The sequence below is a fragment of the Serratia marcescens genome, assembly GCF_006715005.1.
GTDB lineage: Bacteria > Pseudomonadota > Gammaproteobacteria > Enterobacterales > Enterobacteriaceae > Serratia > Serratia montpellierensis.
Genome location: NZ_VFMJ01000001.1, coordinates 150,739 through 171,700 on the forward strand (window position 1 = coordinate 150,739; position 20,962 = coordinate 171,700).

General features: G+C 60.8%; 25 protein-coding genes. 21 read left to right on the forward strand and 4 right to left on the reverse strand.

Features of this window, described 5'->3' with window-relative positions; genetic code table 11:
• Nucleotides 1-2: 2 nt before the first annotated feature.
• Complete coding sequence (locus FHU12_RS00710; protein ID WP_141966781.1) at nucleotides 3-662, reverse strand: response regulator; 660 nt, start codon at nucleotides 660-662, stop codon at nucleotides 3-5.
• A gap of 189 nt (nucleotides 663-851) precedes the next feature.
• Here FHU12_RS00710 and FHU12_RS00715 point away from each other — a divergent pair, with 189 nt between their 5' ends.
• The 12 genes from FHU12_RS00715 (at nucleotide 852) to rbsK (ending at nucleotide 10,924) form a co-directional block, all read left to right on the forward strand.
• Nucleotides 852-1,085 carry a hypothetical protein gene (locus tag FHU12_RS00715; RefSeq protein WP_141966782.1) on the forward strand — a complete coding sequence of 78 codons (234 nt, stop codon included), beginning with the start codon at nucleotides 852-854 and terminating at the stop codon, nucleotides 1,083-1,085.
• Between the two features lie 95 nt (nucleotides 1,086-1,180).
• Nucleotides 1,181-1,927: an SDR family oxidoreductase gene (locus FHU12_RS00720; RefSeq protein ID WP_141966784.1), complete on the forward strand. Its 747-nt coding sequence runs from the start codon at nucleotides 1,181-1,183 to the stop codon at nucleotides 1,925-1,927.
• A 76-nt stretch (nucleotides 1,928-2,003) separates the two neighbouring features.
• Entirely contained in the window at nucleotides 2,004-2,327 is a 324-nt protein-coding gene (locus tag FHU12_RS00725; protein ID WP_047570632.1) for a BrnT family toxin, read from the forward strand.
• Complete coding sequence (locus FHU12_RS00730; protein ID WP_060441310.1) at nucleotides 2,290-2,607, forward strand: BrnA antitoxin family protein; 318 nt, start codon at nucleotides 2,290-2,292, stop codon at nucleotides 2,605-2,607. Before FHU12_RS00725 ends, FHU12_RS00730 begins: the two co-directional genes overlap by 38 nt.
• Nucleotides 2,608-2,985: 378 nt before the next feature.
• A complete protein-coding gene (locus tag FHU12_RS00735; RefSeq protein WP_004931653.1) occupies nucleotides 2,986-3,804 on the forward strand; it encodes a DeoR/GlpR family DNA-binding transcription regulator in 819 nt (272 codons plus the stop codon).
• A gap of 48 nt (nucleotides 3,805-3,852) precedes the next feature.
• Nucleotides 3,853-4,836 carry a substrate-binding domain-containing protein gene (locus tag FHU12_RS00740; protein ID WP_141966786.1) on the forward strand — a complete coding sequence of 328 codons (984 nt, stop codon included), beginning with the start codon at nucleotides 3,853-3,855 and terminating at the stop codon, nucleotides 4,834-4,836.
• A 2-nt stretch (nucleotides 4,837-4,838) separates the two neighbouring features.
• Nucleotides 4,839-6,356 (forward strand): sugar ABC transporter ATP-binding protein, encoded by a 1,518-nt coding sequence (locus tag FHU12_RS00745; RefSeq protein WP_141966788.1) that lies wholly within the window; start codon nucleotides 4,839-4,841, stop codon nucleotides 6,354-6,356.
• Nucleotides 6,349-7,335, forward strand: coding sequence for an ABC transporter permease (locus FHU12_RS00750; RefSeq protein WP_141966791.1), 987 nt, complete (start codon nucleotides 6,349-6,351; stop codon nucleotides 7,333-7,335). The genes FHU12_RS00745 and FHU12_RS00750 overlap by 8 nt, the downstream gene beginning before the upstream one ends.
• A gap of 10 nt (nucleotides 7,336-7,345) precedes the next feature.
• Nucleotides 7,346-8,380: an ABC transporter permease gene (locus tag FHU12_RS00755; RefSeq protein WP_141966793.1), complete on the forward strand. Its 1,035-nt coding sequence runs from the start codon at nucleotides 7,346-7,348 to the stop codon at nucleotides 8,378-8,380.
• Nucleotides 8,381-8,410: 30 nt separating this feature from the next.
• Nucleotides 8,411-9,082 (forward strand): D-allulose 6-phosphate 3-epimerase, encoded by a 672-nt coding sequence (gene alsE / locus FHU12_RS00760; RefSeq protein WP_141966795.1) that lies wholly within the window; start codon nucleotides 8,411-8,413, stop codon nucleotides 9,080-9,082.
• Between the two features lie 10 nt (nucleotides 9,083-9,092).
• Nucleotides 9,093-10,001 (forward strand): allose kinase, encoded by a 909-nt coding sequence (gene alsK, locus FHU12_RS00765; protein ID WP_141966797.1) that lies wholly within the window; start codon nucleotides 9,093-9,095, stop codon nucleotides 9,999-10,001.
• Nucleotides 9,998-10,924: a ribokinase gene (gene rbsK / locus FHU12_RS00770; RefSeq protein ID WP_141966800.1), complete on the forward strand. Its 927-nt coding sequence runs from the start codon at nucleotides 9,998-10,000 to the stop codon at nucleotides 10,922-10,924. The genes alsK and rbsK overlap by 4 nt, the downstream gene beginning before the upstream one ends.
• Nucleotides 10,925-10,964: 40 nt before the next feature.
• On the opposite strand, the gene FHU12_RS00775 is transcribed toward rbsK, so the two are convergent.
• Nucleotides 10,965-11,573 (reverse strand): HD domain-containing protein, encoded by a 609-nt coding sequence (locus tag FHU12_RS00775; RefSeq protein WP_049208209.1) that lies wholly within the window; start codon nucleotides 11,571-11,573, stop codon nucleotides 10,965-10,967.
• Nucleotides 11,574-11,756: 183 nt separating this feature from the next.
• Here FHU12_RS00775 and trhA point away from each other — a divergent pair, with 183 nt between their 5' ends.
• Both trhA and FHU12_RS00785 read left to right on the forward strand, forming a co-directional pair.
• Entirely contained in the window at nucleotides 11,757-12,431 is a 675-nt protein-coding gene (gene trhA / locus FHU12_RS00780; protein WP_033639467.1) for a PAQR family membrane homeostasis protein TrhA, read from the forward strand.
• A gap of 150 nt (nucleotides 12,432-12,581) precedes the next feature.
• A complete protein-coding gene (locus FHU12_RS00785; RefSeq protein ID WP_141960180.1) occupies nucleotides 12,582-13,079 on the forward strand; it encodes a DUF2165 family protein in 498 nt (165 codons plus the stop codon).
• Nucleotides 13,080-13,117: 38 nt separating this feature from the next.
• Here the strand turns inward: FHU12_RS00785 and ygfZ are convergent, their stop codons facing one another.
• A complete protein-coding gene (gene ygfZ, locus FHU12_RS00790) occupies nucleotides 13,118-14,110 on the reverse strand; it encodes a tRNA-modifying protein YgfZ (RefSeq protein WP_141966802.1) in 993 nt (330 codons plus the stop codon).
• Nucleotides 14,111-14,430: 320 nt separating this feature from the next.
• Here ygfZ and sdhE point away from each other — a divergent pair, with 320 nt between their 5' ends.
• From sdhE to creD, 5 genes are all read left to right on the forward strand, one after another.
• Nucleotides 14,431-14,697 (forward strand): FAD assembly factor SdhE, encoded by a 267-nt coding sequence (sdhE, locus tag FHU12_RS00795; protein ID WP_019455657.1) that lies wholly within the window; start codon nucleotides 14,431-14,433, stop codon nucleotides 14,695-14,697.
• Nucleotides 14,678-15,100, forward strand: coding sequence for a protein YgfX (locus FHU12_RS00800; protein ID WP_141966804.1), 423 nt, complete (start codon nucleotides 14,678-14,680; stop codon nucleotides 15,098-15,100). Before sdhE ends, FHU12_RS00800 begins: the two co-directional genes overlap by 20 nt.
• Nucleotides 15,100-15,795: a two-component system response regulator CreB gene (gene creB / locus FHU12_RS00805; RefSeq protein WP_025304122.1), complete on the forward strand. Its 696-nt coding sequence runs from the start codon at nucleotides 15,100-15,102 to the stop codon at nucleotides 15,793-15,795. Before FHU12_RS00800 ends, creB begins: the two co-directional genes overlap by 1 nt.
• Nucleotides 15,792-17,210: a two-component system sensor histidine kinase CreC gene (gene creC, locus FHU12_RS00810; protein ID WP_141966806.1), complete on the forward strand. Its 1,419-nt coding sequence runs from the start codon at nucleotides 15,792-15,794 to the stop codon at nucleotides 17,208-17,210. Before creB ends, creC begins: the two co-directional genes overlap by 4 nt.
• Before the next feature lie 80 nt (nucleotides 17,211-17,290).
• Nucleotides 17,291-18,655 (forward strand): cell envelope integrity protein CreD, encoded by a 1,365-nt coding sequence (gene creD, locus FHU12_RS00815; RefSeq protein ID WP_141966808.1) that lies wholly within the window; start codon nucleotides 17,291-17,293, stop codon nucleotides 18,653-18,655.
• A 37-nt stretch (nucleotides 18,656-18,692) separates the two neighbouring features.
• Here the strand turns inward: creD and fldB are convergent, their stop codons facing one another.
• A complete protein-coding gene (gene fldB, locus FHU12_RS00820; RefSeq protein ID WP_141966810.1) occupies nucleotides 18,693-19,211 on the reverse strand; it encodes a flavodoxin FldB in 519 nt (172 codons plus the stop codon).
• A 106-nt stretch (nucleotides 19,212-19,317) separates the two neighbouring features.
• On the opposite strand from fldB, the gene xerD reads away from it, so the two are divergent.
• Both xerD and dsbC read left to right on the forward strand, forming a co-directional pair.
• Nucleotides 19,318-20,217, forward strand: a complete 900-nt coding sequence (xerD, locus tag FHU12_RS00825; protein WP_033654130.1) for a site-specific tyrosine recombinase XerD — start codon at nucleotides 19,318-19,320, stop codon at nucleotides 20,215-20,217.
• A 26-nt stretch (nucleotides 20,218-20,243) separates the two neighbouring features.
• On the forward strand, nucleotides 20,244-20,960 hold the full coding sequence (gene dsbC / locus FHU12_RS00830; RefSeq protein ID WP_141966812.1) for a bifunctional protein-disulfide isomerase/oxidoreductase DsbC: 717 nt from the start codon (nucleotides 20,244-20,246) through the stop codon (nucleotides 20,958-20,960).
• Nucleotides 20,961-20,962: the final 2 nt, after the last annotated feature.

Sequence of the window (20,962 nt, forward strand, 5' to 3'; positions counted from 1 at the left end):
CGCTACTCTTTCTTCAGCAAATAGCCAATGCCGCGTACGGTAATAATTCTTTCTTTACCGATCTTGCGCCGTAAATTATGCATGTGCACTTCCAGCGAGTTGCTTTCCACGCTGTCACCGTGGCCGAACAGCCGCTGTTCCAACACCGCTTTGCGCACCACGGTGCCGGCGCAGCGCATCAGCTCGTGCAGCAGGTGATACTCTTTTTTCGACAGCATCAGCAGTGCGTTATCCAGTGTCACCTGATGGTTGACCGGGTCGAGATACAGCGTGCCGAGGCTCCAGGTTTGCGAAGCGAAGCCCGCCATACGGCGGTTGACCGCCTTGACGCGCGAGATGAGTTCGGGCAGCGCAAAGGGTTTGGCCAGAAAGTCGTCCGCACCGGAGTCCAGGCTGTTCACCAGGCTTTCGATGCGGTCGCGGGCGGTCAGGATGATGATGGGGATATTTTGCCCGGCGGCGCGCCAGGCGATCAGCTTCTGCAAACCATCGCCGTCCGGCAACGTGAGATCCAACAGCATCAAATCGAACCCGCCGGGTGGAAGTTTATTTTCCGCGTCCGCGAGCAGGCGCACCCAGCACAAATTAAAGCCGGCCAGCTCCAATGCGCGGCACAGCGCCTTGCCTAATTGCAGGTCGTCTTCTACCAACAGTATGTTCACGTTTGTTCCGCTGAGATCCTCAAGTCGCGATTATCTAACTATAACCCTGCCGGGAAGACAACGGGGAAACCCACTTTGCCTGCGCGTTCTTAAGCAAACCTTAATCTGGCTTTAATCTCGCGTTAAGGGAGCTCGGGGGAATTTCAGTTATTTTGCTGCCATTCGATATCACAACAGAGGGAGCAAAACATGCAGACTGACGGTTCCCCGCTTGCGGGCTCCTCGCGGCGGTTGATGTATTCAGGCATGGCGACGCTGCTCGTTCTGTTGCTGTTGTCTTTTCGCGGCGATGCCCAGAACCATAGCCATGGCGGCCTGCATGCTGCCGGCTTGCAACGGGGGCATCAGGTGACGACGCCGGACGCCTACGGCTGCGTCAAAGCGCGCATTAAAAAGCAGCTGCGCCGCCTGGCTCAGCTTTGACGCGTTTTTTAGGGCGCTGCTCTATACTCTGACGGCAAACGGGGCGCCTGCGCGCAGACCGCTGTGTTGATATCGCTAACCAGAGAAAAAACAGTATGACGAAAGTGGCATTGGTGACCGGCGCAAGCCGGGGGATTGGCCGCGCGACCGCCTTGCTGCTGGCCCGGCAGGGCTATGCGGTGGGCGTGAATTACCTGCGTGACGAAAATGCGGCACGGCAGGTGGTGGCGGAGATCGAGGCGCAGGGCGGCAAGGCGCTGGCGCTGCAGGCCGACGTGGCCGATGAAGCGCAGGTGATGGCGATGTTCAGCGCGCTGGATGCCGGGCTGGGCACGCTCAGCGCGCTGGTCAACAACGCCGGCATTCTGTTCCAGCAGGCGAACATTGAACAGTTGACCGCCGAGCGCATCAATAAGGTGCTTAGCACCAACGTCACCGGTTACTTCCTGTGTTGCCGCGAGGCGGTGAAGCGCATGGCGCAACGTCATGGCGGGCAGGGCGGCGCTATCGTCAACGTTTCCTCCGCGGCGTCCCGGTTGGGGGCTGCGGGGGAATACGTCGATTACGCCGCCTCGAAAGGCGCCGTCGATACCCTGACCATCGGGTTATCGCGCGAGGTGGCGGCGCAGGGCATCCGCGTCAACGGCGTGCGGCCCGGATTCATCTACACCGAGATGCACGCCAGCGGCGGCGAGCCCGGGCGGGTGGATCGCGTGAAGGACAGTTTGCCGATGCAGCGCGGCGGGCAGCCGCAGGAAGTGGCGGAGGCGATCGCCTGGTTGCTGTCTGACGCCGCGTCTTACGTGACCGGCACTTTTATCGAGGCCGCAGGCGGGCGTTGAACGCATCAGGGGGTTTTGACATCCCGCCGTGCGGAGTGTATTTTGATTAAATAACAATCAAAATGTAGTTACAAAAATGTATGTTTATTTTGAATGGAATCAGGATAAAAATCACAGCAACCAGCGTAAACACCGCGTCAGTTTTGAGATTGCGCAACGGGTTTTTCTGGATCCCAACCATTTGGCCGTGCTGGAGAGGATCGAGGGCGGAGAAGAACGCTGGCAAACGCTCGGTATGGTCGGCTCCTGTTTGCTGCTGCTGGTGGCGCATACGACGATCGAAACGGATGTCGAAGGCGATACAGTAGAGATCGTGCGTATCATTTCAGCACGCAAGGCCGATGCCAAAGAGAGGGGAAGATATGAAGCGCAAAAATTCAGCCAAAAATCTGGCGCATAGCGTACTCCCTCCGTTGACGGAGGAGCAGAAAGCGCAAATTGCTTCGTTGAGTGCGCTGCCGGATGAGGAGATCGATTATGCCGATGCCCCGGCCCTGGGTGAGGAAAAGTGGCAGACTGCGGTGCAGGGGCGTTTTTATAAACCGATGAAAGTATCGAAGACCATCCGAATCGATGCGGATGTGTTGGCCTGGCTTCAGCGGCCAGGCAAAGGCTATCAGAAACGCCTGAACGCCGTGTTGCGTGAGGCGATGTTGAAAGAGCATGAGCACGAGGAATAAGTCGTGTCAGACGGGTAACGGTCCGGTGAGGTTCTCACCGGATTTTTTTGCAGTTTTTCAGGTAAAGCCTACCAGCATTAACTGCCGCTTAGCAGCGCTCGGTCAAAACCACAAAAACGGTCATTAACGGTCATGCTGCGGACCGTGGAATTGTGACCGTTTACCGTTTCTCTCCTGTCTGTCTAAGACGCACACACATCATAACTGCCTGTTACTCCACACTTTCGTAATTATTCATTTCATTTCCTTCCCGATTTTTTTGACAACTATCACATCGCGGTCGTTGACCGATCGCGGGGCGATGCGCTTTGCGTCTGCGCGCAAAACGCGGCGCGGCAAATCGATATCGTAATCATCGTCGTGGAGGAGAAAAGAAACATGCTGCCTGTAGAACGTCATCGCTTTATCACCGAAGTCTTGAGCCAGCGCGGCCGCGTGATGGTGCAGGAGGTGGCGCAGTTGTGCCACATCTCTATCGAGACGGCGCGGCGTGATCTGGCCTTGCTTGAACGGCGCGGCCTGCTGCTGCGCAGCCACGGCGGCGCGGTGTTCGTCGAGCCACCGGCGGTGGAGAAAACCTATGTGCCCGCCGAGATAGACCAGGGGGAATCTTTCCGCCAGCGCAGCAACGAGGCGCCGGAGCAGAAAACGCGTATCGCCAAACGCGCGCTGGAGTTTATCGCGCCGGGGGATTGCCTGCTGCTGGACAGCAGCTCAACCAGTTGGTTTTTGGCGCGCCAGCTGCCGGATATTTCACTGGTGGTGCTGACCAACTCGCTGCACATCATCCAGACGCTGGCCTGCAAGGCCAACGTGCGCACCATCGGACTGGGGGGCGAGTATTCCGCCAAGTACGAGGATTTTATCGGCGTGCTGGCGGAGCAGATGCTGAAGGAGTTCGTGATCAACAAGCTGTTCTTCTCCTGCCACGGCATCTGCCAGGACGGCGGTATCCGCGAGAGCAACGAGCACCATGCGCGGTTGAAGCAGCAGATGCTGCTGGCGTCGGAACGCAAGTTCCTGTTGGTGGACAGCAACAAGTTCGGCCGCCGCTCGTTCGCGCGCATCTGCCACTACCGGGAAATAGACACCCTGATCACCGACAGGCTCAGCGACGACGAATTTCGTCAGGAACTGGCCTGGAACAACGTCGACGTGATTGAAGTTTCACCCGCCGCGAAAAGGGCGGCGCGATAACAACAACGAAAACCCTTTATTACAGCCAACACTTGTGGAGAGAGAACAATGAAAAAATCCGTACTGGTCGGTCTGTTTGCCTCGCTGCTGCTTTCGGTCTCCGCGCAGGCGGCGGACAAGCTGAAAATGGGCGTGGTGGTGAAGATCGGCGGCATTCCGTGGTTCAACGCCATGGAGGCCGGCATCAAAAGCGAGGGCGCCAAACGCGGCATCGATGCCTGGATGGTCGGGCCGACGGCGGCGGACCCGGCGCTGCAGGTGCGCGCCATCGAAGATCTGATCGCGCAGAAGGTGGACATCATCGGGGTGGTGCCGAACGACGCCCGGGTGCTGGAGCCGGTGCTCAAGCGTGCGCAGGAAGCGGGCATCAAGGTGATCGTGCACGAATCTCCCGGCCAAAAGTACGCCGATTGGGACTTTGAGCTGGTTGACGCCTCGCAGCACGGCGTCAACCACATGAAAGCGCTGGCCGCCTGCATGAAAGAGCAGGGCAAGTACGCGGTGTACGTCGGCAGCCTGACGGTGCCGCTGCACATCACCTGGTCTGACTCGGCGATCAACTACCAGAAGCAGCACTACCCACACATGCAACTGGTGGGCGACAAGTTCGGCGTGGGTGAATCGCTGGATGACAGTGTGCGTACCACCAACGATCTGATGGCCAAATATCCCGATCTGAAAGGCGTGCTGGCATTCGGTTCGCAGGGGCCGATCGGCGCCGGGCGCGCGGTGCTCAACCGCGGCAAAAGCAACGATATCTGCGTCATCGGGCCGTTCAGCCCAGGACAGGGCGCTTCGCTGGTCAATCGCGGCGCCATCAAGGGCGGCTATATCTGGAATCCGATGGTGGCCGGCGAAGTGTTCGTGCGCATCGCCGACATGATGCACAAGGGAGAAAAAATCACCGATGGCATGACCATCGAAGGCATGGGCAAGGTGCAGGTGGATGCGCAGCAGCACACCATTCTCGGCAACGCCACCGAAAGCCTGGATAAGCAAAACCTGCCGAAGCTGGTGAAAATGGGGCTGTAATCATGGCGATTTCCGGCAATACGGCAACGCAGGGCGCACCGCTGATCGCGCTGCAACAGCTGTCGATGACTTTTGGCGGGCAGCGAGCGCTGAACGATATCTCACTGGCGCTGATGCCGGGGGAGGTGCACTGCCTGGCCGGCACCAACGGCTGCGGCAAGAGCACGCTGATCAAGGCGATCGCCGGCGTGTATCAACCGGATGACGGCAGTCGCATCACCCTCGATGGGCAAACCTTCGGCCGGCTGTCGCCGGATCAGGCGCGCGCCTTCGGCATTCAGGTGATCTATCAGGATCTGTCGCTGTTTCCCAACCTGACGGTGGCGGAAAACATCGCCTTCGAGCACAACCTGCGCGGGCTGTTGAGGTGGCACCGGCCGGCGCGGCTGCGGTGTACCGCCGAGGGCCTGCTGCAGGAGCTGAGTTTTAATCTGGATCTCGACAAACGGGTGGCGGAGCTGCCGATTGCCCAACGCCAGCAGGTGGCGATCTGCCGCGCGCTGGTGGCGGAAGCGCGGCTGGTGATCATGGATGAGCCGACCGCCTCGCTGACCCGCACCGAGGTCAATCAGCTGCTGCGTACGGTGAATTACCTGAAAGCGAAAGGCATCTGCGTGGTGTTCGTCAGCCACCGGCTGGACGAGGTGCTGGAGATCTCGGATCGCGTCACGGTGATCCGCGACGGCAACAAGATCGGCACCTGGCCGGCGGCGGAGATCACCGGCGATCGCCTGACCGAGCTGATGACCGGCTTGAAGCTGGATTATCGCCTGAAGTCACCGAGCATGAATAAGGATCGGGTGATGCTGGAGGCGGATCGTCTCAGCCGCGCCGGGCAGTATCAGGACGTGAGCTTCCGGCTGCATCAGGGCGAGGTGCTCGGGCTGTGCGGATTGCTCGGCTCCGGGCGCACCGAGCTGGCGCTGAGCCTGTTCGGCATGACCCGCCCGGACAGCGGCAAGCTTTATCTCGACAGCAAACCGGTGCGCTTTCGCGGCCATGAGGACGCCATCAAGGCCGGCATCGGCTACGTCTCGGAGGATCGCCTGACGCTGGGGCTGGTGCAGCAACAGTCGGTGGCGGACAACGCGGTGCTGACCATTCTCGATAAGCTGCGCGGGCGTTTTCGCCTGATCGACGACTACCGCAAGAATCGCATCGTCGCAGAGTGGATCGCCAAACTCGGCGTGCGGGTGGCGGATCCGGATCAGGCGGTTTCGACGCTGTCCGGCGGCAATCAGCAAAAGATCGTGCTGGCCAAGTGGGTGCTGACTCAGCCGCGGATCCTGATCCTCGACTCGCCAACCGTTGGCGTCGACGTTGGCGCCAAGGCCAGCATCTACCAACTGATCCATCTGCTGGCGCAAGAAGGGATCGCCATTCTGCTGATCTCCGATGAAGTGCCGGAGGTGTATTACAACTGCGATCGGGTGTTGCACATCAGCGGCGGCAGCGTGATCGGTGAATACCTGCCGGGGCAGGTGAGCCAGCAGCAGCTGGCGGAGGCGGTCAATGCGTAGATTCAGTCTGAAACCGCGCGGCAACGAAGGCTATCTGGCCTGGGTACTGCTGCTGACGGTCATCGTCTTTTCGCTGCTCAGCGATCGGTTTTTGACGGTGCAGAACCTGCTCGACCTCAGTGAAAGCTACGCGGTGAGCGGCATTTTCGCCCTCGGCCTGTTCGTGGTGCTGGTGACCGGCGGCATCGATATCTCCTTTGCCGCGGTCGCCTCGGTGGTGCAGTACCTGATCGCCACGCTGGCGACCCACTACGGCCTGGCCAGCCCGGCGGGCAGCATTCTGCTGGCGTTGGCGATTGGCGCCACGCTGGGCATGGTCAACGCGCTGCTGATCTACTGCCTGCGTATCGTCTCGATCATCGTCACCATCAGCATGCAGGCGTTCTTGTTCGGCATGCTGATGTGGCTGACCAACGGCCGCAGTGTGTACGCATTGCCGGACTGGTGGACGTTGCCGCGCAGCGTGCTGCCGTTCCAACTGGGTGAGCAGAGCTATCAGCTCGGTTTGCCGACGCTGGTGATGCTGGCGGTGGCGCTGCTGACCTGGCTGCTGTTGAACAAAACGCACCTCGGGCGCCAGCTGTTTGCCGTCGGTGGCGATGCGGAATCGGCGCGGCGCATCGGCATCCGCGTCGGCCTGCTGCATCTGTTCGCCTATGGCTATCTGGGCGCGATGGCGGCGATCGGCGGCCTGGTACAGGTGTACCGCATGGGGGAGGTGGTGCCCAACGCGCTGGTGGGCGGCGAGCTCGACGTGCTGGCGGCGGCGGTGCTGGGTGGCGCCAGCCTCAACGGCGGCAAGGGCAGCGTGATCGGCACGCTGATGGGCGTATTCCTGATCGGCGTGCTGAAAAACGGCCTCAACCTGATCGGTGTGTCCAGCTACTTCATGAACGTGGTGATCGGTCTGGTGATCGTCGCGGCGATCACCGTCACTCACTACAAGAAGCGCAAAGAAACCGACGTCGGTTTCGCCTGAGGAGCACCTGATGGGCAACTACCTGAAATTTCGTCCGGACGGTACCGCCGTCGGCCTGTTGGCGCTGTTGCTGGCGGTGGTGCTGGCCTTCAGCCTGCTGATGCCGGGGCGCTTCTTCAGCGGCGCCACCTTCACCAGCGTGGCGTTCCAGCTGCCGGAGCTGGGCCTGCTGACCCTGGCGATGTTCATTCCGATCCTCAGCGGCGGCCTGAACCTGTGCATTATCGCCAGCGCCAACCTGACCAGCCTGCTGATGGCCTGGCTGTTCATCAGCTATCTGCCGGCGGACGCCGGGCTGGGATTGCAGACGGTGTGGCTGGTGTTGGCGCTGGTGGCGGCGATGCTGCTGGCCGGGCTTATCGGCGCGGCGACCGGCGCATTGGTGGCGTACGTCGGCGCGCATCCGATTCTGGTGACGCTGGCGACCATGACCACGGTCAACGGCATCGGCATCTACCTGACGCGCGGCGCGGCCCTGAGCGGCATGCCGGATATCGTGCGGTTTATCGGCGCTGAGAGCGTGCTGGGCGTGCCGGTACCGCTGTGGATCTTCCTGGCGGTCGCCGCGTTGCTGGCGCTGTTCTTGCAGAAAACCCGGCTCGGCAAATGCATCTACATGAGCGGCAGCAACATCAACGCCACCCACTTCAGCGGCGTGAATACCCATCGGGTGCTGATCGCCATTTACACCCTCTCCAGTCTGCTGTGCGTCATTGCCGGATTGGTGATGATGGCGCGCTTCAACTCGGCGCGCATGGGCTACGGCGACTCTTACCTGCTGCTCACGGTGCTGGCGATCATTCTGGGGGGCACCGATCCGTTCGGCGGTTTTGGCCGGGTCAGCGGCGTGGTACTGGCGCTGATCGTGCTGCAGGTGATCGCGACCGGTTTGAACCTGATGAATGTCAGCCCGCATTTCAGTCTGGCGATGTGGGGCGCGGTGCTGATCGCAGTGCTGGCGCTGAAGTTTTTCCGCCATCGCTATCGGCAGCGGCGGGCGATGCGCCGCAGCGCGGCCCAGGCCAGAACCGCGACGGGCCATTGATCCTTTTCCCTTTTGCGCAGGATAACGCTAATGAAATACCAGATTTCACCTTCACTGATGTGCATGAACCTGATGGATATCCGGCAGCAATTGGCGGTGCTGAACCGCCGCGCCGATATGTTGCATATCGACATCATGGATGGGCACTACGTTAAAAACATCACGCTGTCGCCGTTCTTTATCGAACAGATCCGCCCGCACACCTCGTTGTTGCTGGATGTGCATCTGATGGTAGAGAACCCGACCGATTTCATCGACCCGATCGCCCGCGCGGGTGCCGACTTTATTTGCCCGCACGCCGAAACCATCAACCGCGATGCGTTCCGGGTGATCAACCAGATCCGCGCGCTGGGCAAAAAAGTGGGGGTGGTGCTGAACCCGGCTACGCCGGTGGAGTTTATCCGCCACTACCTTCATCTGCTGGACAAGATCACCGTGATGACGGTCGATCCGGGCTATGCCGGGCAGCCGTTCATTCCCGAAATGCTGGAAAAGATCCGCCAGTTGCGCGATCTGAAATGCCAACAAAACCTGAGCTATCTTATCGAGATCGACGGATCCTGCAATCAGCGGACCTACCGCGATCTGATGGGCGCCGGCGCGGAAGTTTTGATCGTCGGCAGCTCCGGGCTGTTCAACCTCGATCCGGATCTGGAGACGGCATGGGAAAAAATGCTGGACCAAATGCGGCAGGCGGCCTGAGGCGGGGGACATGATGCGGCATTTTCTTGGCGTTGACGTCGGCGGTACCAATACCCGCCTGTTGTTGATGAATGATGATGGCGAGTTCAGCGGGTACCGCAAGATAGCGACCGCCGACTGGGCGCAGCAGGCCGATCCGCTGGCGGCGTTGGGCCGCCTGATCGCCGGGCATGGTGAGGATCGTCAGGTGGCGCAGGTGATGCTGGGGCTGCCGGGGATCCTCAGTCGCGATCGTTCACGGGTGCTGTCGCTGCCGTTTATCCCGGCGCTGGACGCCCAGCCGGTGGCGGCGCTGTTGGCCGATGTGTTGGCGTTGCCGGTTCGAATGGATAAGGACGTCAACCATCTGCTGTGGTGGGATTTGCAGCAGCTGCCGGCGCTGCCGCAGGTGGCGGTGGGGCTGTATCTGGGCACCGGCATGGGCAACAGCCTGTGGCTGAACGGCGACTTTTATCACGGGGCGCACGGCGCCGCCGGCGAGCTGGGTCACATTCCCTGGCCCGGCCATCAGGGCGAGTGCCCGTGCGGTAAACGGGGCTGCGTCGAGAGTCTGACTTCCGGGCATTGGCTGACCGGCTGGGCGCGCGCCAACGCGGCGCAAACGCCGTTCGAACGGCTGTTCGAGCGCCACGGCGATCATCCGGATCTGCGGCGCTTCGTCGAACGATTGGCGCAGACCATCGCCATCGAAATGAACGTGCTCGATCCCCAGCGGCTGATCCTGGGCGGCGGCGTGATCGCCATGAGCGGTTTCCCGTTGGCGCACCTTGAGCAAGAGATCCGTCGTCATCTGCGCGGGCCGCAGCCGGCGCAGGGGCTGGCGATCTCCGTCAGCCGCCTGACCGATGAAACCGGCAGCAAAGGCGCCTGCCTGGCCGCCCGGCGCCACCTCCAATTGAGCAGGGAGTACCCGCAATGAAAGGCAAAGTCTGCGTGTTCGGTTCGTTCAACCTGGATATCGTTGCCGGCATGGCGCGCTTTCCGCAGCCCGGCGAATCGCTGATCGCCCGCAACAGCATGATGGGCGCGGGCGGTAAGGGCGCCAACCAGGCCACCGCCGCGCTGCGCGCCGGGGCGCGGGTGCACTATATCGGCAAGGTGGGGCGCGATGACTTCGGCACCTTCGCCCGGCGCCACCTCGCCGCCGCCGGTTTCGATGCGGTGACGCTGTTCTCGACCGGCGACTGCCCGACCGGCAATGCGCTTATCTACGTTGCCGGCGAGGAGGCGGAAAACATGATCGCCGTCGATCCCGGCGCCAACCTGACGGTCAGCGAAGACGAGGTGCGCCAGTGCCGGCCGGCGATCGCGGCGGCGGATATTTTGTTGACCCAGCTGGAGAACAACCTGTCGGCGATTGAGCAGGTGATCGCCATCGCCCGCGAGGCGCAGACGTTCATTATTCTCAACCCGGCGCCGTTTCAGCCGGTGCCGGACAGCCTGCTGGCGCAGGTCGATATGCTGACGCCCAACGCCACCGAGTGTACGTTGCTGACCGGCGTGCCGGTACGGGATGTGGTTTCGGCGCGCCAGGCGGCGCAGGTGCTGCACGCCAAAGGCATTCGCTTGCTGATCGTGACCTTGGGTACGCAGGGGGCGCTGTTCTCGGACGGGGAAAACAGCGAGCTGATCCCGGCGTTTCCGGCGCAGCCGAAAGACACCACCGGCGCGGGCGATGCGTTTAACGGCGCCTTGGCGGCGCAGCTGGCGAATCAGGTGCCGTTAGCCGAGGCGGTGCGCTTCGCCGCCGCCTACGCGGCGGTCTGCGTGGAGCGCGCCGGGGCGGCGGGGTCGATGCCGAGCTATGAGGAGGCGTTGGAACGCCAACGGGCGTTCGCGTGACGATAACGGGCTGCGGCGAAGAGGCGGCAGCCCGGTTCCCTTACTTCAACCAGCCTTTGCGCTGCGCATCCCGCAGGTGTTGCTCCATATGGCGCCACAGCTCGGGGTGTACGTCGGCGATCGACGCATTGCGCGACAGTACCTGCTCCAGGCTGATGCCGTTTTCCACCCAGCTTTGGCCTTCATTGTGCAGGTTCATCAGCATCGGCATGGTGCGATCCAGCAGCAAGGCGAAGCGTGCATCGGCGCTTTCGCCATCTTCATATTCCTGCCATAAAGCGGTGAAATACTCGCGCTGAGCCTCCGGCAACATGCCGAACAGACGACGCGCCGCCGCCACTTCCTGATCGTGGATCGCTGCGCGGGCCGCCAGATCGTAGACCAGCACGTCGCCGGCGTCGATTTCCACGATGTCATGCAGCAGCGCCATCTGGATCACGCGCTGAATGTCTACGTCATCACCGGCGTAGGGCGCCAGGCTCATGGCGGCGATGGCGAAGTGCCAACTGTGTTCGGCGGAGTTTTCCTGGCGCTGGGTGCCCAGCACTTTGGTGCGGCGTTGCACGCCTTTCAACTTATCGATTTCCATCAGGAATTGGATGACTTGGGTCATTGAGCCGAAATCTAACGCGGGTACAGCGGATGACATGGTGTAAACCTCAAGGTGGGTGGGTTGAAGCCTGACGATTGTAGACCACCGGACGGGGGATTTCGATGGTTACACGCGTTCACATTTTTATTTTAGCGTACACGTGTACACTGGAATTATTCTCAGTTAAGCTGCTTTGCGTTAATTTCGCACAAAGCAGGGCATTTTGAGGGGTTGCGCGTTATGGGGAAAACGGACGTAGTGAAAGCCGGGAGCAATAAGATTGTCGCCGCGGCTTATCCGTGGGCGGAAGAGATCGCCAACAGCATCAGCCACGGCATCGGGCTGGTGTTCGGCATCGTCGGCCTGGTGTTGCTGTTGGTGCAGGCGGTGAATACCGGTGCCGATGCGACGGCCATCACCAGTTACAGCCTGTACGGCGGCAGCATGATCCTGCTGTTTCTCGCTTCCACGCTCTACCATGCGATCCCGCATCAGAAGGCCAAGCATTGGCTGAAAAAATTTGACCACTGCGCCATTTATCTCCTGATTGCCGGGACTTACACCCCGTTTTTACTCGTGGGGCTGGATTCGCCGTTGGCGAAGGGCCTGATGGCGGTAATCTGGGGGTTGGCGCTGCTCGGCGTGCTGTTCAAACTGGCCTTCGCCCACCGTTTTGAAGCCCTGTCGCTGGTGACCTACCTGACGATGGGCTGGCTGTCGCTGATTGTGATTTATCAGCTGGTTACGCGGCTGGAGGCCGGCGGCGTCACGCTGCTGGCGATAGGCGGGGTGGTCTATACCCTGGGCGTGATTTTCTACGCTTCCAAGCGCATTCGCTTTGGCCACGCCATCTGGCACGCCTTCGTGCTCGGCGGCAGCGCCTGCCATTTCATGGCGATCTACCTGTACGTCTAAGCGTTGCCGCTACGTCGGAATGCGTATTGCACTGGCGCCTCTTTTGTTTTAAAAAAGAGGCGCTTGCTTCTTTCGGGTATCCAGCAAGCCCGTTCCTTCATTTCTGAGCCCGCATACCGTTTCTCTCACCTCTGTTCAGGACTCACTAAGATGATCGTTCGCTTATCCAAAGCGCTGCTGGTCTGCGCTATCGCTTTGTTCGCTTCGCTGGTGGCCTTCGGCAATATCACCGATTACGGCTCCAACTTCGCCTTCGTGCGCCACGTCTTTATGATGGACACCCTTTTCCCCGACGCCACCATCGGCTACCGCTCGATACAGACACCGTGGCTGCATCACGCCGGCTATATTTTCATCATTGCACTGGAGAGCCTGACCGCGCTGCTGTGCTGGATCGGCGGCCTGCGTCTGTTGGGCGGCCTGAAACTGCCCGCTAACGCTTTCAACGGCCGGAAAAAGCTGGCGGTAGTGGGGCTGACGCTGGGCTTCCTCACCTGGCAGGTCGGCTTTATGTCGATTGGGGGCGAGTGGTTCGGCATGTGGATGTCGCAGCAATGGAACGGCGTACCGAGTGCGTTTCGCTTCTTCGTCACCATCATCCTGGTGCTGATTTATCTGGTGCAGCGCGACGGGGAGTTGGACGAGTAACGAAGACGGCCGCAGGCAGGGCGCCTGCGGCCGATGGATTATTTCTCTTCGGCCAGCGAGTACGGCAAGGGTTTGATCGCCAGCTGGCTGGCGGCATCGTCGCGCACCCGCAGCTTGCTGTCGGCATCCAAATCGTTGTTCATCACCACCTGCACCCACAGCGTGCCGTCGGCCAGTTGGCTCGACGCCAATACGGTGCCGGTGCGGCGCCAGTTTTCACCCAGCTGCAGCTCCAGGTCTTCCGCCGCCTGCGGGGCGCGGGCCGCCTTACCTTCCAGCCAGTAGAGCGCACGCTTGTTGGCGCCGCGGAACTTGGCGCGCGCCACCATCTCCTGACCGGTATAGCAGCCCTTGCTGAAGCTGATGCCTTCCAGCGCCTGCAGGTTGGTGGCCTGCGGGATCAGCTGCGCGCTGTTGGCGGCGTCGATAACCGGATAGCCGGCTTCGATCTCGAGCGCCAGCCACTGGCCGCTGTCATTCAGTTCCGCCTGGTCATGCAGTTTGCCGATCAGCTGTTCGGCCACGGCGGGGCGGGTCACCAGCAGAAAACGTTCCGCCGGCGCATTGAAGTGCAGAATCGTGGTGTCGCCGTCCTGCACCACCGGATGTTCGGCGTCCGGTAATGTGGCGAACAGGCCCGTCAGCGCGGCGCGCGCCTGGAAACCGGCGACGCCCAGCAACACCGCATCGTTATCGGCGGCGATGGTGACTTTGGAGAACACCGCGTATTTTTTGATTTCAGCCAGCTGGCTGTCCAGCACGCTGCGGCGTTCCAGATAGGCGAAGCCTTCGCCACGGTGGAACAGACGCAGGTTGCTCCACATTTTGCCCTTGGCGTCGCAGTGGGCGCACAGCACGTGCTGATCGGCCGCCAGCGCGTCGATGTCCGCCGTCACCTGGCCCTGGAGATACTTCACCGTGTCCGGCCCGTTCAACGTTACCAGCGCCCACTCTTCCAGCGAGATCAGCGTCAGGGGCAGATGGGTGGAAGCGGAGGGCTGACGGGGTGGGAATGGAATGTTATGCGCCATAGTAAGTTCCTGCTCAACGTTTAGCTTACCTGAAGGGTATTGAACCCATGGTAAAAGAGGCGGCGGGCTTTGCAAACTGTTATTCGCGCTGTGGGGCCGGGGTGCGCTTTTTTTGGCATTTTGCGCTTTATTACGTTTTCCGCAGCAAAGCGCCTTCCCGGCGTGTATGTCAAATTGTTACTCTATAGGCTTGCGGCCTGGGCACCCTTGCAGACAGATCCCCGGCTGATGGAATTATATTGCGACGGCGTTGCCATACAGTGTGTCATTTGAACCCTGCGCTGGCGCTGCCGCGCTGAAAAGAGGTGAGTCATAACAACATGGATATTAACAACAAAGCACGTATTCACTGGGCTTGCCGCCGTGGCATGCGCGAGCTGGACATCTCCATCATGCCGTTCTTCGAATACGAATACGACAGCCTGAATGACGCGGACAAGGCGCTGTTTATCCGCCTGCTGGAGTGCGACGATCCCGATTTGTTCAACTGGCTGATGAATCATGGCGCGCCGCAGGACAGCGAGCTGCAGAGAATGGTGACCCTGATCCAAACGCGAAATAAAGACCGTGGCCCAGTGGCGATGTGATATCCGCATTTCCTGGCGCACCCAGCTGTTTTCCCTGTTGACCCACGGCGTTCTGATCCTGCTGATCCTGATTTCGCCCTGGCCGGAAGGCTTGGGCCCGCTCTGGCTGGTGCTGCTGACGTTGGTGGTGTTTCAGTGCATTCGCAGCCAGAAGCGCATCGCCGCCGTGCAGGGTGAGTTGCGGCTGCTGGCGGACCGGCGTTTCAGCTGGCACGGACGCGAGTGGCGGCTGTCGAAAAAACCGTGGATGCCGGGTTATGGCATGCTGTTGACGCTGCAGCCGCTGGAGGGCAAAAAGCGCCGCCGGCTGTGGCTGGCTTCCGATTGCATGAGCAAAGAGGAGTGGCGCCACCTGCGGCAGCTGTTGCTGTATCCGCCGGCGGGCGACGGCGAGGAGGCCTGATGAAACCCGTACTCTGGTTGGTGGAGGATGAACCCAGCATTGCCGATACGCTGGTTTACACGCTGGAGAGCGAAGGCTTCGAGGTGCGCTGGTTCGAACGCGCGGAACCGGCGTTGCAGGCGCTGGCGCAAGGTGCGCCTGCGCTCGCTATCCTCGATGTCGGTTTGCCGGATATCAACGGCTTTGAATTGTGTCGCCGCCTGCTGGCTCAGGCGGCCGACCTGCCGATTCTGTTTCTTACCGCCCGCAGTGATGAAGTGGACCGCCTGATCGGACTGGAGATCGGTGCCGACGACTATGTCGCCAAGCCGTTCTCCCCTCGCGAGGTCAGTGCACGGGTGCGCACCATTTTGCGCCGCCTGCATAAGCAGCAGCGCCTGCAACAGAGCGCGCGCTACCATTTCGGCGCTTTCACGCTCGACGAAGACGCGGCCACCATCTCCTACCATCAGCGGCCGCTGCCGCTGACCCGTTACGAATACCTGCTGCTGAAGACGCTGTTGTTGGCGCCGGGACGGGTGTTCTCGCGGCAGCAACTGATGGAAAGCGTTTGGGCGCAGGCGGAAGAAAGTCTGGATCGCACCGTCGATACCCACATCAAAACGCTGCGCGCCAAGCTGCGTGCGGTTGAGCCCGGTGAACCGCCCATTCACACCCACCGCGGATTGGGCTACAGCGTGAGCCGCCAGCCATGAAAATTGGCCTGCGCCTGCTGTTGGGATATTTTCTGATCGTGGCGGTGGCCGGGTACTTCGTGCTGAGCATTTTCGTCCAGGAAGTGAAGCCCGGCGTGCGGCGCGCTACCGAAGGCACGCTGGTGGACACCGCCAACCTGCTGGCGCAAATCGCCCGTCAGGACATGCAGCGCGGCGATGCGGCGCATGGCCAACTGGCGCAGGCGTTCACGCAGCTGAACCAGCGGCCGATCGGCGCCAATATCTCCGGCATCCGCAAGGATCGCAGCGAATACCACGTCTATCTGACCGATGCCCAGGGGCGGGTTATCTTCGATTCTGCCGGCCGCGCGCAGGGGCAGGACTATTCGCGCTGGAATGACGTTTATCGGACGCTACGCGGTGAGTACGGCGCTCGCAGCACCCGCAGCGATCCAGAAGATGAAAACAGTTCGGTGATGTATGTGGCCGCGCCGGTGATAGAACAAGGGCGTATTATCGGCGTGCTCACCGTGGGCAAACCCAACAGCACCATGGCGCCGGTGATCAAACGCAGCGAACGGCGCATTCTGTGGGCCGGCGCGTTGCTGCTGGGGATTGCGCTGCTGATCGGAGCGGTATTCGTCTGGTGGATCAACCGTTCGATAGGCCGGCTGGTGCGTTATGCCGATGGGGTGGCGCAAGGGGAAAGCGCGCCGCTGCCCAAAGTGGGCGGCCGGGAATTGACGCAGCTGGCGCAGGCATTGGAGAGCATGCGACTGAAGCTGGAAGGCAAAGCTTATATCGAACAATATGCACATACCCTGACGCATGAGCTGAAAAGCCCGTTGGCGGCGATCAGGGGCGCGGCGGAGCTGTTGCAGGAGCTGCCGCCGCCGGAGACCGCCCGGCGTTTTCTCACCAATATCGAGCAGCAAAGCGCACGCATCCAACAGCTGGTGGACAAACTGCTGGTGCAGGCGCGGCTGGAGAGTCGGCCAGACATGGAAACCGCGCCGATTGCGATCGCGGCGCTGGTCAGCCAGACGATGGCGGGCAAAGAGGCGCAGGCGACGCAGCGCGGCGTCAGATTGCAACTGGAGGCGTTGGCGGAGGTGACGCTGAACGGCGATGCGTTGCTGATCAGCCAGGCGCTGACCAACCTGCTGGACAATGCGATCGACTTTACCCCGCCGGGCGGTTGCGTCAGCGTGCGAGGCGAACGGCGGGAACAGCATTACTGCATCAGCGTTTGCGATGACGGCAGCGGCATTCCGGACTATGCGCTCGATAAGGTGTTCGAGCGTTTTTATTCGCTGCCGCGCGCCGAACGGCCGAAAAGCAGCGGGCTGGGACTGAACTTCGTGCAGGAGGTCGCGCGTCTGCATCATGGCGGCATTCACCTGCGCAACCGCCGGCCGCACGGGGTGGAAGCGACGTTTATGTTATCGCTGTGACTTCACCTTCCCTTCACATAACCACATTCTGATTTCACCTGCGGGTTTTATCGTGGCCTCATTACCTACGAGGAGCGAGCATGATGAAATCGGTACTTTTCTGGAAAATAACCACGCTGCTGGGATTGATGGTGGTGATGTTGATCCCCATCGCCCAACTGATGAGCGTGATCGACGAACGCAGCGGCTATCGGCAAAGCGTGGTCGGGCAGGTGAGCGAAAGCACCAGCGGGGCGCAGCGCGTGCTCGGCCCGTTGATTGTCATTCCCTATGTCGAACGCGAAGAGAAGAAAGACGAGAAAGGACAAACGGTAGTGCAGCGGGTACAGCATTACCGCTATTTGCTGCCTGAGTCGCTTCAGGTGCAGGGGGCGCCGAAAGTAGAGGTGCGCAAACTGGGTATTTATCAAACGCAGGTTTACCAGGGGCCGCTGAGCTTCAAGGTGCGTTTCGGCCAGCCGGAGCTGACGGATTTGCAACGTGCCAACGTGACCGTCGGCCAGCCGTTCCTGCTGGTGGCGCTGAGCGACTCTCGCGGCATCAAGAGCATTTCCTCGCTGGGATTGCCGCAGCCGGTGGCGTTTGAGCCGGGCACCGGCGTGGGATCGTTGCGCCAGGGGATCCACGCCCCGCTGACGCTGGCGATGCTGCAACAAAAAGAGGGGCTGAACGCCGACTTCACTCTGACGTTGGCGGGCACCAGCAGCCTGTCGCTGGTGCCGTTGGGGCGCAGCAGCGAGCTGCAACTGCAAAGCAACTGGCCGCATCCGAATTTCCTCGGCAACTTCCTGCCGGACGAACGCAAGGTGACGGAGCAAGGGTTTAGCGCTCGCTGGCGCAGCACCTGGTTTGCCAACAACATCAACAGTGCGTTCTATTACGACGATGCCATTATCGACGAGGACAAGCTGCCGGCCTTCAGCGCCAGCCTGGTCGAACCGGTCGATCACTATCAGCTGACCGAGCGCGCGGTCAAATACGCGCTGCTGTTTATCGGGCTGACGTTTATGGCGTTTTTCCTGTTCGAAACCCTGACCGGGCTGCGGGTGCACCCGATTCAGTACCTGCTGGTCGGCGCGGCGCTGGTGTTGTTCTACCTGATTCTGCTGGCCTTCTCCGAACACTTGGGATTCGCTTTCGCTTACCTGGCGGCCAGCATCGCCTGCAGCGGGCTGATCGGCTTCTATCTGAGCGCCGTACTGCGCGGCAAGCTGCGCGGTGCGCTGTTCGCTGCGAGCCTATTGCTGTTGTACGGCGTGCTCTATTTGCTGTTGCAGTCGGAGGATAATGCGTTGGTGCTGGGGGCCGGGCTGCTGTTTGCCATTCTGGCGGGCATTATGCTGTTGACGCGCAAGCTGGACTGGTACCAGGTGGCCGATCCGGCGCGTTTGACCAAGGAAACGCCGGTCGGGGAAGAGGAGCCACGCTTCCGTCTGTGGAAATAAGCGAGGGAAATCGGGCGCGTTCAGCGCCCGATAGCGGCTACAGCAGCGGTTCCATTTCCAACAGGATCTGCTCGCACCATTGCTGCAGGCGCTCTTCGCTCAGATCGTATTGGTTGACCTCATCGAGCGCCAGGCCGACGAAGTGTTTGCCGTCGGCGCTCAGCGGTTTGGGGCTGGTGAACTCGAAGCCCTTGGTTGGCCAGAAGCCGATGAACTGCACGCCCAGCGGCGCGATTTGATCGTGCAGCATACCCAGCGCGTCAAGGAACCACTCACCGTAACCGAGCTGATCGCCCATGCCGTACATGGCTACGATCTTGCCTTTCAGATCCAGCTCTGGCAGCTGCGGCCAGATCGCTTCCCAGTCTTCCTGCAGTTCGCCGAAATCCCAGGTCGGGATGCCGAGGATCAGAATGGAATAGTCCTCCATCAGCTTGGGCGAGACGTCTTTCAGGTTGTGCAGGTCGACCAGGTCTTCACCCAGAATCTCACGGATTTTTTCTGCCGCCATCTCGGTGTAGCAGGTGCTGGAGCCGTAAAACAGACCAATCTTCATGTGTAAACCGTTACGTTGCTGTTTAGAGAATTGCAGCGAGTATACCTGATTTGCGTCGGCTTAAGGCATAATGGCGCGGGTGGAAATGCAACAAAGAGAGGACCGCGTGCAACAGCAAGACAATGCGCTGATTGAACAATTCCTGGATGCGCTGTGGCTTGAGCGCAATCTGGCGGAAAATACGCTGGCCTCCTACCGGCTGGATTTGCAGGCCCTGGGCACCTGGCTTGGCCAGCAAAATACCGCCTTGCTGCAGGCGCAGGCGTTGGATCTGCAGGCGTTTCTCGCCGAGCGGGTGGACGGCGGCTACAAGGCTACCAGCTCCGCGCGCTTGCTGAGCGCGATGCGCCGCCTGTTTCAGTACCTGTACCGCGAGAAGCTGCGCGCCGACGATCCCACCGCGCAACTGGCGTCTCCCAAACTGCCGCAGCGTTTGCCTAAGGATCTGAGCGAGGCGCAGGTCGATGCGCTGCTGCAGGCGCCCTGCGTCGATCAACCGCTGGAGCTGCGCGACAAGGCGATGCTCGAAGTGTTGTACGCCACCGGGCTGCGGGTTTCCGAACTGGTGGGGCTGAGCATCAGCGACGTCAGCCTGCGCCAGGGCGTGGTGCGGGTGATCGGCAAGGGCAACAAGGAGCGGCTGGTGCCGCTGGGTGAAGAGGCGGTCTACTGGATAGAAAACTATCTGGAACACGGCCGCCCGTGGCTGGTCAACGGCCAGACGCTGGATGTGTTGTTCCCCAGCACCCGTTGCCAGCAAATGACCCGACAGACGTTCTGGCATCGCATCAAACACTATGCCATCCTTGCGGGCATCGACAGCGAACGTCTGTCGCCGCACGTGTTGCGGCACGCGTTCGCCACCCATTTGCTGAACCATGGGGCCGATCTCCGTGTCGTACAGATGTTGTTAGGGCACAGCGATCTCTCGACCACGCAAATTTATACTCATGTAGCGACCGAACGACTGAAACAGCTACATCAACAGCATCACCCGCGCGCCTGAGCGGCGGGTTCGAAAGGATTGGAACAATGAAAAAAGGTTTAATGCTGCTCTCACTGCTGGTGGCTTCGGTGACCGGTGCCGCCCATGCCGATGACGCGGCGATCAAAAAAGCGCTCGCCAGCCTGGGTATCCAGCAGGCGGACGTGCAGCCTTCGCCGGTCATTGGCCTGAAAACCGTGCTGACCGACAGCGGCGTGCTGTACGCCTCCGAAGACGGCAAGCATATCCTGCAGGGCCCGTTGTTTGACGTCAGCGGCAAAGAGCCGGTCAACGTGACCAACCAACTGCTGAGCACCAAGATGGACGCGCTGAAAGATCAGATGATCGTCTACAAGGCGCCGAAAGAGAAACATGTGATCACCGTGTTCACCGACATCACCTGCGGTTACTGCCACAAGCTGCACCAGCAGATGAAGGAGTACAACGATCTGGGCATTACCGTGCGTTACCTGGCGTTCCCGCGTCAGGGGCTGGCTTCCCAGGCTGAAAAAGACATGCAGTCGATCTGGTGTACCGCCGACAAGGCCAAGGCGTTCGACGCCGCCATGAAGGGCGATGCCGTTTCTCCGGCGACCTGCAAAACCGACATCAGCAAGCATTACCAGCTGGGCGTGCAGTTCGGCATTCAGGGCACGCCGGCCATCATTCTGGAAAACGGCATGATGATCCCGGGCTATCAGGGGCCGAAAGAGATGGCCGCCATGCTGGATGCGCACCAGGCCGCCACCAAAGCCGGTGGTTAATC

What these genes read in the sequence shown, in the direction of transcription:
- rbsK (WP_141966800.1), top strand. Translation starts at nt 9,998, where the DNA reads ATGAAAGGCAAAGTCTGCGTGTTCGGTTCGTTCAACCTGGATATCGTT.
- FHU12_RS00785 (WP_141960180.1), top strand. Translation starts at nt 12,582, where the DNA reads ATGATCGTTCGCTTATCCAAAGCGCTGCTGGTCTGCGCTATCGCTTTG.
- FHU12_RS00725 (WP_047570632.1), top strand. Translation starts at nt 2,004, where the DNA reads ATGTATGTTTATTTTGAATGGAATCAGGATAAAAATCACAGCAACCAG.
- alsE (WP_141966795.1), top strand. Translation starts at nt 8,411, where the DNA reads ATGAAATACCAGATTTCACCTTCACTGATGTGCATGAACCTGATGGAT.
- creB (WP_025304122.1), top strand. Translation starts at nt 15,100, where the DNA reads ATGAAACCCGTACTCTGGTTGGTGGAGGATGAACCCAGCATTGCCGAT.
- dsbC (WP_141966812.1), top strand. Translation starts at nt 20,244, where the DNA reads ATGAAAAAAGGTTTAATGCTGCTCTCACTGCTGGTGGCTTCGGTGACC.
- alsK (WP_141966797.1), top strand. Translation starts at nt 9,093, where the DNA reads ATGATGCGGCATTTTCTTGGCGTTGACGTCGGCGGTACCAATACCCGC.
- FHU12_RS00735 (WP_004931653.1), top strand. Translation starts at nt 2,986, where the DNA reads ATGCTGCCTGTAGAACGTCATCGCTTTATCACCGAAGTCTTGAGCCAG.
- FHU12_RS00750 (WP_141966791.1), top strand. Translation starts at nt 6,349, where the DNA reads ATGCGTAGATTCAGTCTGAAACCGCGCGGCAACGAAGGCTATCTGGCC.
- trhA (WP_033639467.1), top strand. Translation starts at nt 11,757, where the DNA reads ATGGGGAAAACGGACGTAGTGAAAGCCGGGAGCAATAAGATTGTCGCC.
- FHU12_RS00755 (WP_141966793.1), top strand. Translation starts at nt 7,346, where the DNA reads ATGGGCAACTACCTGAAATTTCGTCCGGACGGTACCGCCGTCGGCCTG.
- creC (WP_141966806.1), top strand. Translation starts at nt 15,792, where the DNA reads ATGAAAATTGGCCTGCGCCTGCTGTTGGGATATTTTCTGATCGTGGCG.
- FHU12_RS00745 (WP_141966788.1), top strand. Translation starts at nt 4,839, where the DNA reads ATGGCGATTTCCGGCAATACGGCAACGCAGGGCGCACCGCTGATCGCG.
- sdhE (WP_019455657.1), top strand. Translation starts at nt 14,431, where the DNA reads ATGGATATTAACAACAAAGCACGTATTCACTGGGCTTGCCGCCGTGGC.
- ygfZ (WP_141966802.1), bottom strand. Translation starts at nt 14,110, where the DNA reads ATGGCGCATAACATTCCATTCCCACCCCGTCAGCCCTCCGCTTCCACC.
- fldB (WP_141966810.1), bottom strand. Translation starts at nt 19,211, where the DNA reads ATGAAGATTGGTCTGTTTTACGGCTCCAGCACCTGCTACACCGAGATG.
- FHU12_RS00720 (WP_141966784.1), top strand. Translation starts at nt 1,181, where the DNA reads ATGACGAAAGTGGCATTGGTGACCGGCGCAAGCCGGGGGATTGGCCGC.
- FHU12_RS00730 (WP_060441310.1), top strand. Translation starts at nt 2,290, where the DNA reads ATGAAGCGCAAAAATTCAGCCAAAAATCTGGCGCATAGCGTACTCCCT.
- creD (WP_141966808.1), top strand. Translation starts at nt 17,291, where the DNA reads ATGATGAAATCGGTACTTTTCTGGAAAATAACCACGCTGCTGGGATTG.
- FHU12_RS00740 (WP_141966786.1), top strand. Translation starts at nt 3,853, where the DNA reads ATGAAAAAATCCGTACTGGTCGGTCTGTTTGCCTCGCTGCTGCTTTCG.
- FHU12_RS00775 (WP_049208209.1), bottom strand. Translation starts at nt 11,573, where the DNA reads ATGTCATCCGCTGTACCCGCGTTAGATTTCGGCTCAATGACCCAAGTC.
- FHU12_RS00715 (WP_141966782.1), top strand. Translation starts at nt 852, where the DNA reads ATGCAGACTGACGGTTCCCCGCTTGCGGGCTCCTCGCGGCGGTTGATG.